Source organism: Arthrobacter sp. S2(2024) (genome assembly GCF_036662515.1).
In the GTDB taxonomy this organism is placed as follows: domain Bacteria; phylum Actinomycetota; class Actinomycetes; order Actinomycetales; family Micrococcaceae; genus Arthrobacter.
In genome coordinates, this window is sequence record NZ_JAYKZI010000002.1 from 270890 (window position 1) to 285567 (window position 14678).

Genomic DNA, 14678 nt, shown 5'->3' on the forward strand with positions numbered 1-14678 from the left:
ACCAACCAGCGATCCGTAACCGAGGAAGTCCATGAGCGCATCACCAGCCGTCCGCAGCGTGCCGAATGAAGTCCTTCAGGCGGCTTCGCCACCCATTGCCTCCCGTTCGATCATGGCTTCCCCTCGTGCGAAAGCCCGAACGGACGGGCCGTCGGGCGGGGGGCCATCTCCTGCCCGCAAAGCGGCCCAGATCCGCAGTCTCGACGGCGAAATCCGCGCACTGGCCCGCAGCATCGCCCAAGCCGCGCTCGAGGTCCTTGCAGGCACCCGGCCGGCGCAACAGCTCTCACGGACCCTGGATCCCGGATGCCTCAGCGCCCTTCAACACCGTGCCGCATTGACGCGAGCCCATGCTGCCAACGCCCCGGGTGGGCAGTCGCGCCTTCACCGAAGTCCAATGGTCCGTTCCGTGCGTGTCTGCGCGGTGAACGACGGAGTGTACGAGGCCAGCTTGGTTGTCTCGGAAGAACTCCGCTCCCGCGCCGTAGCCATGAGGCTTGAAGGGATCAACGGCGCATGGCGGGTTACCGCCCTCGAAATCGGCTGACGGCCCGGTTCAAAGCACGCGAAAACGGAGAGGGACCAGAACGCGCGTTCTGGTCCCTCTCCGTTTTCGCGTGCTTTGAACCGGGCCGTCAGCCGATTTCGAGGGCGGTAACCCGCCATGCGCCGTTGATCCCTTCAAGCCTCATGGCTACGGCGCGGGAGCGGAGTTCTTCCGAGACAACCAAGCTGGCCTCGTACACTCNTCCCTCTCCGTTTTCGCTGCAGGCATCGGCTTATTGGAAACGTCCGGAGGCTGCGGGCGTCAGCTACATGCGTCAGGCAGTCGCAGTGTCAGCGGCGCTTCTTCCTGTTGGATCCGCGTTGCTTGTCATCAGCGGCAGCCTTGGCGGGGTTGCCTGAGCGGCCCGAGGCCCTCCCCTCGACGCGGGTCTGGCTCGCGCCGTCTTCACCAGGCGCCGTGTACTGCAGCTGAACAGGCTTTTCCGGGGCTTCGAGGCCGGCCGCGCGGATCTGCGGATCGTGATGTTCCACGTGACCGCCTTCAGGGCTGCCATCCACTACCACCACGTCTTCGGCGGGCGTTACTTCCACTTCCAGGTTGTAGAGGAAGCCCACGCTCTCTTCGCGGATGGCTTCCATCATGCTCTGGAACATCGTGAATCCTTCACGCTGGTACTCGACCAGGGGATCCCTTTGGGCCATCGCGCGCAGGCCAATGCCTTCTTTGAGGTAGTCCATCTCATAGAGGTGTTCCTGCCACTTGCGGCCAAGGACCGAGAGGACAACCCTGCGCTCAAGCTCGCGCATGTTCTCGGCGCCAATGGCTTCTTCCCGCTCCTTGTAAACGAGCTGGGCGTCCGAAAGGATCTCGTTTTTAAGGAATTCAACGGACACCCGCGCCTTCCCGCCGGCTTCGTCGATGATGTCCTGGGCCGTAACAGTTACCGGGTACAGGGTCTTGAGGTTGGTCCACAGCTGGTGGAAGTCCCAGTCATCGCCGGTTCCCTCTGCCGTCGCGGCATCGATCAAGGCATTGATGGTGTCTTCCAGGAAGAACTGGACCTTTTCGTGCAGGTCGTCGCCTTCAAGGATCCTCCGGCGGTCGCCATAGATGGCTTCACGCTGGCGGTTCAGGACGTCGTCGTACTTGAGGACGTTCTTGCGCTGCTCGGCGTTCCGCCCTTCAACCTGGCCCTGGGCCGAAGCGATCGCGCGGGACACGAGCTTGGATTCGAGTGCAACATCGTCCGGTACCGAGCTGTTCATGAGGCGCTCGGCAGCGCCGGAGTTGAAGAGCCTCATGAGGTCATCGGTCAGCGAGAGGTAGAAGCGGGACTCCCCCGGGTCGCCCTGGCGGCCCGAGCGGCCACGCAGCTGGTTGTCGATTCGACGGGATTCGTGGCGTTCCGTGCCCAGCACATACAACCCGCCAAGTTCAAGCACTTCCTCATGCTCGTCCTTGACTGCCTGCTTGGCCGCTTCGAGCGCTTCGGGCCATGCGGCCTCGTACTCCTCGGAGTTTTCCTCAGGGTCCAGGCCCCGCTTTGCCAGTTCGGCGATGGCCGTGAACTCGGCGTTTCCGCCCAGCATGATGTCAGTACCGCGGCCAGCCATGTTGGTGGCGACCGTGACGGCGCCCTTGCGTCCCGCTTGCGCGACAATCGCGGCCTCGCGTGCGTGGTTCTTTGCGTTCAGGACCTCGTGCCGGATGCCCTCTTTGGCCAGCAGCTTGGCAAGGTATTCGCTCTTCTCAACGCTGGTAGTGCCGACGAGCACGGGTTGGCCCTTCTCGTGCCGTTCCGCGATGTCCTTCACGACGGCTTCGAACTTCACGATTTCGTTCTTGTACACGAGGTCCGACTGGTCGATGCGCTGCATGTCCCGGTTGGTGGGAATGGGTACCACGCCAAGCTTGTAGGTGCTCATGAACTCGGCGGCTTCGGTTTCAGCCGTGCCGGTCATGCCCGAGAGCTTGGAGTACATGCGGAAGTAGTTCTGCAAGGTCACAGTGGCGAGAGTCTGGTTCTCAGCCTTGATCTCGACGTTTTCCTTGGCCTCGATCGCCTGGTGCATGCCTTCGTTGTAACGCCGTCCGGCGAGGATACGGCCGGTGTGTTCGTCAACAATGAGGACTTCGCCGTCGAGGATGACGTAGTCCTTGTCCCGCTTAAAGAGCTCTTTGGCTTTGATGGCGTTGTTCAGGAAGCCGATAAGCGGGGTGTTGGCGGATTCGTACAGGTTCTGGATGCCGAGGTAGTCTTCGACCTTCTCGATGCCGGCTTCGAGAACACCGACCGTCCGCTTCTTTTCGTCGACCTCGTAGTCGACTTCAGCCTGGAGGCGCTGCACGACCTTGGCGAATTCGCTGTACCAGCGGTTGGTGTCACCCTGGGCAGGACCGGAAATAATGAGCGGAGTACGGGCTTCGTCGATGAGGATGGAGTCCACTTCGTCGACAATCGCGTAGTTGTGGCCGCGCTGCACAAGCTCGGATTTGTCCCACGCCATGTTGTCGCGCAAGTAGTCGAAGCCGAATTCGTTGTTGGTGCCGTAGGTGATGTCTGCCGCGTACATCTGACGGCGCACTTCGGGATCCTGGTTCGACAGGATGCAACCGCTGCTGAGGCCAAGGAAGCGATAGACACGGCCCATGAGTTCGGACTGGTATTCGGCGAGGTAGTCGTTGACTGTAACGACGTGCACGCCCTTGCCTGTCAGGGCATTGAGGAAGGCCGGAGCGGTGGCCACAAGGGTCTTTCCTTCACCGGTCTTCATTTCGGCGATATTGCCCAGGTGGAGGGCGGCCCCACCCATGAGCTGGACATCGAAGTGGCGCATCCCCAAGGTGCGGGAGGAAGCTTCACGCACCGCTGCGAAAGCCTCCGGCAAGAGATCGTCCAGCTTCTCGCCGTCCTCGTGGCGGGCGCGCAGCCTGTCCGTCTCCTCGCGCAATTCGGCATCGGAGAAGGTCTTGAAGGAGTCTTCGAGGGCGTTGATGGAATCGGCGTAGGTCCGCAGTTGCCTCAGGGTTTTTTTGTCACCCGTGCGGAGAAGTTTTTCGATAAGTGATGCCACGTAAAGTTGCTCCCAGTCTCAAGCTGCCGAATTCTGGCGGTTTCAGTCTACGGGAGAGACCAACGCCACGCGGCCCCGTTTCCCTGAGAGCGGAGCGCAAGGCGCCCGCAGGCCACCGCCGGAGACCCATGACCTCAGCCGCGGGCCACTGCCGAGGCAAGCGGCGACGAGAGATCGCCCATCGGTGACACGACGACGTCGTCGAGCCCCAACCACTGCGCCATAAGCCGCAGCTCGGCGGCAAGCTCGACTGCGGTGTCCGCCGGAGCGTCCGGCTCGCCGTGGGCGGCACGCACCAGAAGCTGCTTGGCTGCGCGGTCGGCCTTGAGGTCTACGCGCGCGACCACTGCGTCCCGAAGGAGGAAGGGCAGCACGTAATACCCGAACTTGCGTTTCTCCGCAGGCGTGTAGATCTCGATCCGGTAATGGAAGCCGAACAACTCCTCGAGCCTTCTACGCTCAAAGACCAGTGAATCAAACGGGCTGAGCAAGGCACGGCCCGTGGCGGCCCTGGGAAGACGGGCCTCCGCGTGCCGGTACAAGGCCCGGTCCCAACCACGCACCGTGACGGGCTCCAGGCGGCCGGCGGCAACGAGCCTGTCGATCGATGCTGCAGCTGCCTTCACCGGAGTCCGGAAGTAATCGGCGAAGCAGCGGATTGATCCGATTCCATGGGCCTGGGCTGCCGCGTCGATCAGTCGGTCCATTGCCGCCGTCGACAGCTCGGAGCCGCCGTCCGGGAGGGCTCCTGCTCGGGGGATGACCGCAGGCAATCCCGGTGGCAGGACCCGCGATGTCAGCGTGTACCGGCGTTCGAACTGCTCCGTCCTCGACGCGGCCGTCACGAGCCCCTCTTCAAACAAGTGCTCCAAAACCCTCTTGACCAGGTTCCAGTTCCACCCCCAGTTATCGTGCTGCCGGTCTTCCTGGTGCCCTAGGTGGGCCGTCAATTGTGCGGCAGTCATGGGGCGCCCGGTCGCGAGCGTATCGAGGATCCGGTTGGCCATGTCCTCCCGGAGTCCATGTTCCAAGTGGGCTGCGCCCACCCATGCGCGGTTTTGCCAGAGCAGCAGATCCTGGAAGTGTTCCGGGCGGATGAAGCTCGCCTCGTGCGCCCAGTATTCCATCATGCGCCGCGGACTTCGCCCGGCCATCGCATGAAGGATGCTCCGGTCGTAGTTGCCAAGCCTTGAGAAGAAAGGAAGGTAGTGGCTGCGCGAGAGGACATTGACGGAGTCGATCTGCACCACGTGGAGGCGGGCAAAGGTGCGGCCCACCGCCCGCGAAGTCACGGGGCCGGTGGGCCGTTCCTTGTCCAGTCCTTGGGCTGCCAATGCAATCCGCCGTGCCTGCAACAGGCTCAGCGAAGCGGCCATGCCAGTCCTTTCATGGGAATTACGAATGCAAGCTAGGCTGTGGCGGCTTGGTCATTCGAACGGTAAGCGTGGATCTTTTCCTCCACGGGTTCGTCTCCTGGTTCGCATGTGGAGTCCAGAGTGATTACTCCATATGTCCAGCCACGGCGGCGGTAGACGACCGACGGCGTGTTGGTTTCCTTGTCCACGAACAGGTAGAAATTGTGGCCCACCAATTCCATGTTGTCCACCGCGTCATCAAGGGTGAGCGAAGCGGCGGGGAAAACCTTGCGACGAATCAGGACCGGGGAATCACCGGCCGGAATGTCGTTGTCGACGTCGTAGGGCGAGGTCTCCACCGGTGGCGTCGTTGGCTCCTGGTGGTTGCTTGCCTCTACGTAAATGGGTTCGCTCGCGCTGGCCGGCTCGAGCGTCGCAGTAGCCTCACGGACGGCTTTGGGGGTGTGGCGGCCGTGGTGGACCTTCTTGCGGTCCTTGGCCCTGCGGAGCCTCTCCAGCAGCTTGCTATAGGCGAGATCAAAGGCGGCAAACTTGTCAGCGGCGCTCGCTTCGGCCCGGATCACAGGGCCCCGGCCCAGAACTGTCACTTCGACCGTGAGCTGGCCCGGTGTCTGGCGCGGGTTGGTTTCCTTTGAAACCTTCGCGTCGACCCTCTGGACCTTGTCCCCAAGCGATTCAATCTTTGATATCTTCTCGCCGGCATACTCGCGGAAGCGATCCGAAACGGTCAGATTACGGCCGCTGATCATGAACTCCATGGTGCCCTCCAAACAACTCAGGTGACACGATAAGGGCGCTTCTAGGGGCTGATCTGACGGACAGTCGAGCCCCTTTCCGAGCCGCTATCGACAGGTACATCTGTTCTTGGTACCCATAACCGACGTTAGTTCATCGCCACTGGTAATTCATCCTTTCGTCACTTATTTTTTGTTTGAGTCGGCGCGGGCTGGGTGTCCAGCCCGTCCGCAGGTTGGTCGCTGCCGGCCGGCGGCCGGGTGGCGGCAAGGACCACCGCTCCACACACCACGCCTCCCGCCGACGACACGGCCCGGGCGGCTTCGGCGAGGGTCGCACCCGTAGTGAGGACGTCGTCGACGATGACGCATGCCCTGCCCTCCAATGACCTTTTGCGGGACAGGCGAACGGTCATGGAACCACGGACACGGCGCGCACGCTCTCCGCGGCCCAAGCCCTTTTGCCCGCTTCCCGGTCCGGGCGCCTTCTTCAAGGCATCCGTCATGTGCAGACCCGGCAAAGCGCCACGTTGTCCCAAGCGGCCAAGCAAGAGATGGACCGGACTGAATCCGCGGCGCCGGAAAGCCGCGTTACTGCTGGGAACAGGTATAAGGCAGACGCCTGCCGCGTCTCCAACGGCAGACCGGATGGCCTTGCCCAGTGCAGGCGCGAGCACGGAGGCGAGCCGTCCCTGGCCCAGATGCTTGAAAGAAAGCAGGGCTTGGGCCAGTTCGTCCCGGTAGTGTCCGCCCGCGATGACGGGCAGGATCACGGCCCCTTCCGCCGTGAGCAAAGCCGGTGCCTGTCCTTCGGCGCGGAACGGACGGGCGCATAGCAGCCGCAGTCGCCGTGCACAGGTGCCGCAGAGCGCCGAATCTTCGAAACCACAGCACACACATTCCACCGGGGCCAGAACAGCCAGCAGCTCGACGAAGGCCTCGCCGACGCCCTGCGCGAGCCTCGCCAATCGTGCAGGATGGACTCCCCGATGGCGTGCGTCGTGACTCGGGACCACAGTGCGGTCAGGGTCACGCACCCGGCAACGGCCCACAGTACCCATGCCCCAAGCATCCGGCTCCTCGACGGCTGACAACACTCCCCAACCGCGCTATGTGGAGAACAAGCGGCGACGTTGTCGGAACGTGGGCCCACGCCGCCAGGGTTCCCTGGCCGAGCGAAGCGAGGTTAGGGAGGCGGTGGGTGGGCCCACGCCGCCCGGGTTCCCTGGCCGAGCGAAGCGAGGTTAGGGAGGCGGTGGGGACTAGCCCGGGAAGGAGGGGTCTACCGGACCCTTGAGTTGCAATTCCCACCCATTGCCGACCCGTTGGAAGACGCCTGCGCCCGACTGTCCAAAAATCTGCTCGGGTCCGTTGCCCGCGCTGATAGTCGTCAGGTTCGGCCATGCCGGCAACAGCTGCGGCTGGCTCGATGTCAAGGACAACAGCTCGGGAACCACGTTCTCCGTTGACGAAGCTTTCATCACCGCGACCGTCGTGGAATTGACCCAGACCCCTTGATCAACAGGGGCGGAAGAGAACAAGGTTATGGGTGCAGTCAGGTCTTTGGGGGTGCCGTCAGGATTGCGGACAATTCCGGTCACCTGCACCGATGATTTCCCGTTCATCTCGGAGATCACCAGTGCGCGCGTCCCTTCGCGGGATATCCGGAAGTCCCTCACGACGCGCCCTGCCAACCAGGCCGGCGCCATCGTCACCGTGGGGACGGGCTGTCCAAGAGGAACGTTGGACGGTTTGAACGCCACCACCTCGGTGGCCCCGTTGGCTCCTGGACCTGCCGTCCAGACCCAGTCCTGCGGGCTGAAGGACGGATGGCTCAGGGTTGTCCTGGTTGTCAGTTGACGGGCGGGTAGGCCGGGAATCATCGAATACAGGCTGGTTCCGGCACTGTTGAGGAAGGCCACGGCCTGGGACGTCGGGGACTCGGCGGGAGCGCTAGGGTTCAGTCCGGCCACCGGCTGCATGTCCGGGAGGGCCGAGACCCTGTTGTTCTCGTAGCGGACGAGTTCGTTGTTACTGACGGCGATTTGGCGCGCGGGAGCATTCTTCTCAAGCACGGGCGGCAGGACCGAGCCGTTGTCCTCCACGCGGACCAGATCCTGGTCGGCACGCAACTGAACATTGACCACGTCCGGCTGGCTACGGAAAGTCAGGGTCAGCTGGTTTTGCATCCGCTGCCGGTCCTCGGCAGACGCATCCACGAGTTCCTTGGCGGAAAGGTCCACTTGGGCGGCTCCCGACACCACCGGGACCGACTCCCTGGCCAGCTTCATGCCGGAGGGAAAGGCACTGACAACCGCACCCTGGAGGTAGGGCGCAGGACCGTCGAGCAAGGCGCTGGTCATTGCCTTGACGGTGTTCTTCTTGATGAACCACCGGACGTCCGGAACCGCATAGGTGAAGGTCGGGTCGTAGAAATAGATGGGCTGGGCCGCGTAGATGACTTTGAACGTCTCTTCGGGTATCGCGGTGCCGTCGGGGACCGCCGAGATCCGCCATTCGCCGTCGACCTGTTCCAGGGTCACCGGAATTGTCTCGGTGGTTCCTTCGGGGAACTGCGTCGCAACGCCGTCGGCGTCGACCGCGTAGGCGAGGTCCAGCTGGTACTTGAATTCGTTTTCCACACCGGTCTTGACGACGGTCGCCTTCCGGAAAACGAGCGTGCGCTTGTCGGACTTCCAGCTGACGGACAGCGCCTGCGTGAGGTACTGCCTGGCCACGGCGTAGTCGCCTTCGTAACCGCTGCCTGCACCATAGAAGTCTTCGATGATGGACTCCGGAGTGGCACCGGGGTGGGGCGGCGGCGGGAAGAAAACAGGAGCGTTCGGGTTGCCCGCGCTTTCGTCCTTGCTCTTTCCCACCGGACCAGACCGTGGGATCTGGGCGCAGGAACTAAGGACCACCATGAGGACAGCAAGAACGGCGATCACGGCCCTTAACACGTACGGGCGTCGGGAGAGGTACGGGCGTCGGGAACTCAAGGTGCCGTTCCCCCTTCGGCTTGGTCGTCGTCGTCGTGTCCTGCCGGAGGCAGTACGGCGGGCAGTTCGGCGGGCAGTACGGGAGGCAGTAGTGGCGGCGCCGGCGTGTCTTCCAGCCCCGGGTCCGCGGCGGAACCGCGCTCGAGTGGCGGATCGCCGGCATCCAATACGAGCATCTGGCGCTCAGGAGCGGCGCCCGGCAAATGGATGTCTGCCGGTTCAAGCTGCAACGGTGATTTCACGATGGTGCCACCCTTCTTGAGAGGCAGCGTCAGCCGGAAGTTGGAACCGGATCCCTTGCGCCCCCAAGCTTGCAACCAACCGTTGTGGAGCTTGGTGTCCTCTGCGGCGATGGAGAGTCCCAGTCCGCTGCCACCCGTGGTCCGCGCACGCGCGGGATCGGCGCGCCAGAAACGATCAAAGACCCGCGCGGCTTCTGCCGGGGTCATCCCTATGCCGAAGTCACGCACAGAGATGGCGACTGCCTCTTGGTTGGCGGCAACGGAAACGTGGACCGGTTTCCCCTCGCCGTGTTCGACGGCGTTGAGCAGCAGGTTCCGCAGGATGCGATCGATCCTGCGGGCGTCCATCTCCACGATGATCCGCTTGTGGCGCGAGGTAAGGCGAACTTCGGAGCCATATTCGGCGGCAACGGGAGAGGCACCGTCGATGACATGGGAAACGACTTGGAAGATGTCCGTCGGCTCGGAGTCCAACACGGCGGCCCCTGCGTCGAAGCGGGAAATCTCCAGCAGATCCGAAAGCAGCGACTGGAAGCGCTCCACCTGGTTGTAAAGCAGCTCGGCGGAACGCTTGTTGATGGGGTCGAAGTCATCGCGGGCATCGAACAACACTTCGGCAGCCATCCGAACGGTCGTGAGCGGTGTCCGCAGTTCATGGGACACATCGGAAACGAACCGCTGCTGCATCTGGGACAACGTGGCCAGCTGCGTAATCTGCTCCTGCAGGCTCGCGGCCATGTGGTTGAAGGAGGCGCCCAGCCTGGCCACCTCGTCTTCGCCCTTGACCACCATCCGCTCCTGCAACTGGCCTGCGGCCAGCTTCTCGGAGACGACCGCGGCATGGCTCACCGGACTCACGACGTTCCTGGTCACGTACCAGGCAATACCGCCGATCATGAGGATGAGTGCGGCTCCGCCCGCCCACAGCACGTTCTGGATTTCGTCCAGGGTTTGTTGGGCGGTATCCAGGTCGTAGAGGAGATAGAGCTCGTAGACCGTGCCATTGAAGGTGACTTTGTTCCCGACCGCGATCCCGGGGTGGTCCTGGTTGCCGACGGGGAACTCGGTGGAAGCCCAGTACTGGTCCTTGCCCGATTCCTGCACAGACTTGCGAAGGGCCGGAGGAATGACGCGGACCGTCAACTGATCCGAGGCCCGCGATTCCACCCAGCGGTTGCGCGGCTTGGTTTGTTCGGGCATCGCTTCGAAGACGTATCTCCTCTGGATGACCGAGCCGTTGCCTTCCACCGCTTTGAGCGTGTCATAGACAAGTGTGATGACGCTTGATTGGTCGTTGGCCTGTGACCCGTCAAAGGTGTCCTGGACTTGCTTGACGTAGTAGCGGCTTTCGGACTCGGCTTGCTTCAAACGCTCCTGGAAAAGGTTGTTCGCTATTTGGTTCGAGAGATATGCGCCGACCACCGCAAACGACACCATCGACAGCACGATTGTCACCGCGACGGTCCTGAATTCGAGGGAGCGGCGCCAACGGCGCAGCAAGGCGCGCCACAAGTACCGGATTCCTGGCCGGATGTGGCGAAGTCCGGTCACCACGAGGCGGGAGACACGCAGTGCCAGGATCAGGGCGCGGCGCGTCCAAATGCGGGTGCGCTCCAGGATCCACGGGAGATTCAATGCCCGGGCGTCCGTGTGTTCCGGGACAGGATGTCCTGAAACGGGGTGTTTGACCTTGGCCTCCGGGGCCTCCTGGTCGGTGCCGGGCTCGCCGGTGGAAGACTCAGGCGCCTGCTTTATATCCGACACCACGAACCGTCAATACAACTTCGGGAGCTTCCGGGTCACGCTCGATCTTGGACCGCAGGCGCTGGACATGGACGTTGACCAGGCGGGTGTCGGCAGCGTGGCGGTAGCCCCACACCTGCTCAAGGAGCAGTTCGCGGGTGAAGACCTGCCAGGGCTTGCGCGCCAACGCGACCAACAGATCGAATTCCAGGGGTGTCAGCGAAATCCGCTCGCCGCCGCGCGTCACCAAGTGGCCCGCGACGTCGATGGTGACGTCGGCAATCCGCAGGGTCTCGGGCGCTTTCTGGTCGCCCGGACGCAACCGGGCGCGGACCCGGGCCACGAGCTCGGCTGGCTTGAAAGGCTTGGGCACGTAGTCGTCAGCACCGGATTCAAGGCCGCGGACGACGTCGGAGGTATCCGATTTGGCGGTGAGCATGACGATGGGAACGTCCGACTCCCCGCGGATCTGGCGGCACACTTCGATGCCGTCCGATCCGGGCAGCATCAGGTCAAGCAGTACCAGATCCGGTTTGGAGGAACGAAACACCTCCAGCGCTTGTCCGCCGTCCGCGCAAAAAACCGGGTCGAAGCCGTCGTTCCGCAGCACGATGCCGATCATTTCGGCCAGCGCTTCGTCGTCGTCTACTACCAGGATGCGTGCCTTCATAGTTATATATTCCCTTATGACCAAGCCTTTGTCCCGTTGAGCCCGATCACGGCATGGCGCGCTGCAGCCCGCAAGCAAATGGGCTATGAGGCGCGACGGCGGAACTATAGGCTGGTGCGAACGGCCCCTTTCGGGGTCCGTGCATTGCCGCGGACGCATCTTTTGGGGAGGAAAACGTGTCACAACCCGATCCGGGTTACCGGCCTGAACAGGGACCGCGGCCACCGTGGGGCGCCCAGCCACAATGGGGTGCGCCGCAACCGGGCGCCCAGCCACAATGGGGCGCGCCGCAACCGGGCGCCCAGCCACAATGGGGCACCCCACCGCAATGGGGCGTGCCGCAGTATCCGGGGCAATCGTGGGGCCCGCCGGTCGATCCGCGCTGGCCGGCAGGCGGTCCGCCGCCGTACGGCCAGCCCCGCTATGTGGCTCCCCCGAAACCCGGAATCGTGCCCCTCCGGCCGCTCTTCTTCGGTGAAATCATGGACGGTGCCTTCCAGACCGTCCGCCGGAACGCCAAAACCATGTTCGGCTCCGCCCTCATTGTCCAGGCCGTTGCCGGCGCATTGAACGAGGTGGCCGCGCTGGGCATGCTCGGGATGGTCGAACCTCCCGTAGGAGGATTCACGAGCCAGGACGAGGCGATGCGGTATCTTGGCCCGGCCGTTGGCGCCACTGCCGGGATCATGGGAATTTCCTTGCTCACTATGGTGCTCACAGCCGTCCTTCAAGGGGTCATGGCCATTCCCGTCGCCAGGTCCGCGTTGAACCGGCCCACGGGGTTCAAGCAAATGTGGTCCTTGGCCCGCTCGCGCATCTGGCCCTTGGTAGGACTTGCCGCCCTCCTCCTTGCTGGATCGTTGTTGTTCTTCCTGGTCCTGTTCTTGCTGGCCGTCCTCGTCCTGGCCGGATTGGGTCCGGCCGGGGTGCTCTTGCTTTTCCCGTTGGTCTTCGGCGCGGCCGTCGTATTTTTCTGGATCTATACGAAACTGTTGGTGGCCCCGGCCGCCATCACCGTAGAAGAACTCGGCGTCTTCGCCGGTCTTCGGCGCTCGTGGACGCTGACGCGCCGGAATTGGTGGCGGATCTTCGGAATCACGCTGCTGGTGGCCTTCATGGTATTTATCATCGGGTCGGTCATCCAGATTCCCCTGGGCTTGGCTTCCGGTGGAATAAACTCCGTGTTCGCCCCCCATGCCGGCGCCGCACAAGTGACCACGACGGCGATTGTCCTCGCCGTGGCCTCGCTGGTCGTAGGGGTCCTCGTAAGCGCAGTTGGCTTCGCTTTCCAAACCTCCGTAGCAGCCCTGATCTACATGGACCTGAGGATGCGACGCGACGGGCTGGACGTGGAACTCCTGCGGCTTCTGGAGACCGGGGAAGATCCCGACGGCGTTCCCGGCCGGCGCAGGGCACGTCAAGTCGGTGCGCATCCATGGCCGCCGAACACCGCCCAGGGTACCCCACAAGGATGATCCCGGTCTCCGCGTCCCTTGCTCTTCTTCTCCCTGCCATCGAGCCTCCCGTTGATCCGGACCGCGGCGAGGCCCAGCGGTGGGCGACCGAAGAACTGTCCAGGCAGCAGTACGCATCGGCCAAGCCAAGTTGGATCGGCGAGGTATGGAATCAGTTCGTCGACTGGCTCCGTTCCTTGAACGGCGATTCCATGGGTGGGGCAAATATCGGCGTGCCGCTGATCGGCGTCCTGGCCGTGGTCCTCATTGTGGTTGCCGTGATGGTCGTCAGGCCGAGGCTCAACGCGCGGAAGAAGGCGTCGGCGAAGGTTTTCGACGGCGAGCCGACGGTTGATGCCGATACGTTCCGCGCCCGCGCATCTGCAGCGGCAAGCCGTGAAGACTGGCAAACGGCCGTCGTCGAACAGTTCCGCGCCGTGGTTCGCTCTGCGGAGGACCGGGCAGTCATTGATGTCCAGGCTGGCCGGACCGCGGACGAGGCGGCTGCCCAATTGGGGCGCGCGTTCGGGGACGCCAGTTCGCGGCTTGAGGAAGCCGCCAGGATTTTCGATGGCGTGAAATACGGAAAGGCGACCGCCACCGCTTCCGACCATGCAGCCGTCCTCTCACTGGACACCGGACTATCGGCCATGAAACCTGATTTCGCCGGGCAGTCCGCCAACGGTTTGGCGGTGCCGCGATGACATCGGACACTCAAACAGTCCGGTGGTCCGCGCAACTGCGGGGTTGGTTGCGCCGCCATATGGCCTGGATCATCATCGGGGCCATCGTGGCGGTACTCGGATCTGTCACTGTGTTCCAGTCCCCGACGAACACGGACACGGCACCCCTCTCCGCCCGCAATGCCGCTCCTGATGGCGCCATGGCTGCGGCCGAAATCCTCCGGCGGCACGGAGTCACGGTCACGGAATCCGATTCATTCGCGACGACAACCTCGCTGCTGGCCGGGAAACCACGCGCCACCGTCTTGTTGTATGACCGCAACGGCTATCTCGATTCCGCCCAGTTGCACAGCCTGCTGCAATCGGCCGACCGCGTGGTGGTCATCGCTCCCGGCTTCCGAACCCTGACGGGGCTGAGCCGCGAGATCCGTCATGCCGGAGTGGTTCCCAACGGGACGTCAACGTTGGAAGCAGGGTGCGGGCAAACGGATCCACTTGTTGCGGGGCGTGTCTCCGGCAAGGGCGCGTTCCTTTACACGGGAGCCGATGTGACGTGCTACCGGCCTGGCAGCACCGACGGAGGCATGTACGCGGCCAGTGCGGACGGTCGGCTGGTGGTTCTCGGCAGCACGGCCGTTCTCAGCAACGATCTCCTGCAGGTAGAGGGCAATGCCGCACTGACTCTTCGGACCCTCGGGCCAACGCCGGATCTCGTCTGGTATCTGCCAGGCCTTGGAGACGTACCGAATAATGGCACACCGCCCACGCTGGAGGAATTGGCGCCGCCGTGGGTTGGCTTCCTGGGATTGTGGCTGGCGGTGGTCGCGTTGCTCGCTGTGCTGTGGCGGGGCAGGCGGCTTGGTCCGCTCGTGTTTGAGCCGCTGCCGGTGGTGGTCAAGGCTGTTGAGACCGCCGAAGGCCGTGCCCGTCTCTATCAGGATTCCCGCGCTGTCGGCCAGGCCGCCGACAATCTCCGGGCCGGCACTTTGACCAGGCTTGCCAAGCACTTCCGGCTCGGCCCCGAAGCCCGCGCGGAGGCCGTCCTCGATGCCGTGTCCCGAAAGGTCAACCAGCCTGCACAGGAGTTGCGCATGCTCCTGCTGGACCACCGGCCACGCACCGAATCAGAACTCGTCCACTGGGCACAAAGCATCGAAACACTCGAGCAGGAGGCAACAGCCCCATGAGTAATCAC

12 protein-coding genes are annotated in these 14678 nt (G+C 63.4%); 4 read left to right on the forward strand and 8 right to left on the reverse strand.

Annotation, left to right across the window (positions count from 1 at the left end; all coding sequences use genetic code 11):
* The first annotated feature begins 31 nt into the window (after positions 1-31).
* Positions 32-547, forward strand: coding sequence for an Rv3235 family protein (locus VLA65_RS04905; RefSeq protein ID WP_307053561.1), 516 nt, complete (start codon positions 32-34; stop codon positions 545-547).
* 88 nt (positions 548-635) lie between these two features.
* Here the strand turns inward: VLA65_RS04905 and VLA65_RS04910 are convergent, their stop codons facing one another.
* From VLA65_RS04910 to mtrA, 8 genes are all read right to left on the reverse strand, one after another.
* Positions 636-746: an Rv3235 family protein gene (locus VLA65_RS04910; protein ID WP_332601928.1), complete on the reverse strand. Its 111-nt coding sequence runs from the start codon at positions 744-746 to the stop codon at positions 636-638.
* A 91-nt stretch (positions 747-837) separates the two neighbouring features.
* Positions 838-3582, reverse strand: coding sequence for a preprotein translocase subunit SecA (gene secA, locus VLA65_RS04915; protein ID WP_059387545.1), 2745 nt, complete (start codon positions 3580-3582; stop codon positions 838-840).
* A 134-nt stretch (positions 3583-3716) separates the two neighbouring features.
* Positions 3717-4958 (reverse strand): winged helix-turn-helix domain-containing protein, encoded by a 1242-nt coding sequence (locus VLA65_RS04920; RefSeq protein ID WP_306961046.1) that lies wholly within the window; start codon positions 4956-4958, stop codon positions 3717-3719.
* Between the two features lie 32 nt (positions 4959-4990).
* Positions 4991-5716 carry a ribosome hibernation-promoting factor, HPF/YfiA family gene (gene hpf, locus VLA65_RS04925; RefSeq protein WP_234748144.1) on the reverse strand — a complete coding sequence of 242 codons (726 nt, stop codon included), beginning with the start codon at positions 5714-5716 and terminating at the stop codon, positions 4991-4993.
* A gap of 158 nt (positions 5717-5874) precedes the next feature.
* A complete protein-coding gene (locus tag VLA65_RS04930; protein ID WP_332601929.1) occupies positions 5875-6786 on the reverse strand; it encodes a ComF family protein in 912 nt (303 codons plus the stop codon).
* A 168-nt stretch (positions 6787-6954) separates the two neighbouring features.
* Complete coding sequence (locus tag VLA65_RS04935; RefSeq protein ID WP_370872694.1) at positions 6955-8691, reverse strand: LpqB family beta-propeller domain-containing protein; 1737 nt, start codon at positions 8689-8691, stop codon at positions 6955-6957.
* Positions 8688-10700 carry an MtrAB system histidine kinase MtrB gene (gene mtrB / locus VLA65_RS04940; protein ID WP_332601930.1) on the reverse strand — a complete coding sequence of 671 codons (2013 nt, stop codon included), beginning with the start codon at positions 10698-10700 and terminating at the stop codon, positions 8688-8690. Before mtrB ends, VLA65_RS04935 begins: the two co-directional genes overlap by 4 nt.
* Positions 10672-11346 carry an MtrAB system response regulator MtrA gene (gene mtrA / locus VLA65_RS04945; RefSeq protein WP_059387541.1) on the reverse strand — a complete coding sequence of 225 codons (675 nt, stop codon included), beginning with the start codon at positions 11344-11346 and terminating at the stop codon, positions 10672-10674. The genes mtrB and mtrA overlap by 29 nt, the downstream gene beginning before the upstream one ends.
* A 176-nt stretch (positions 11347-11522) precedes the next feature.
* On the opposite strand from mtrA, the gene VLA65_RS04950 reads away from it, so the two are divergent.
* From VLA65_RS04950 to VLA65_RS04960, 3 genes are read left to right on the forward strand one after another with little or no spacing between them, the layout of a single operon-like run.
* Positions 11523-12821, forward strand: coding sequence for a hypothetical protein (locus tag VLA65_RS04950; protein ID WP_306961054.1), 1299 nt, complete (start codon positions 11523-11525; stop codon positions 12819-12821).
* Positions 12818-13504 (forward strand): DUF4129 domain-containing protein, encoded by a 687-nt coding sequence (locus VLA65_RS04955; protein WP_284991554.1) that lies wholly within the window; start codon positions 12818-12820, stop codon positions 13502-13504. The genes VLA65_RS04950 and VLA65_RS04955 overlap by 4 nt, the downstream gene beginning before the upstream one ends.
* Positions 13501-14670 (forward strand): DUF4350 domain-containing protein, encoded by a 1170-nt coding sequence (locus VLA65_RS04960; protein ID WP_306961057.1) that lies wholly within the window; start codon positions 13501-13503, stop codon positions 14668-14670. The genes VLA65_RS04955 and VLA65_RS04960 overlap by 4 nt, the downstream gene beginning before the upstream one ends.
* Positions 14671-14678: the final 8 nt, after the last annotated feature.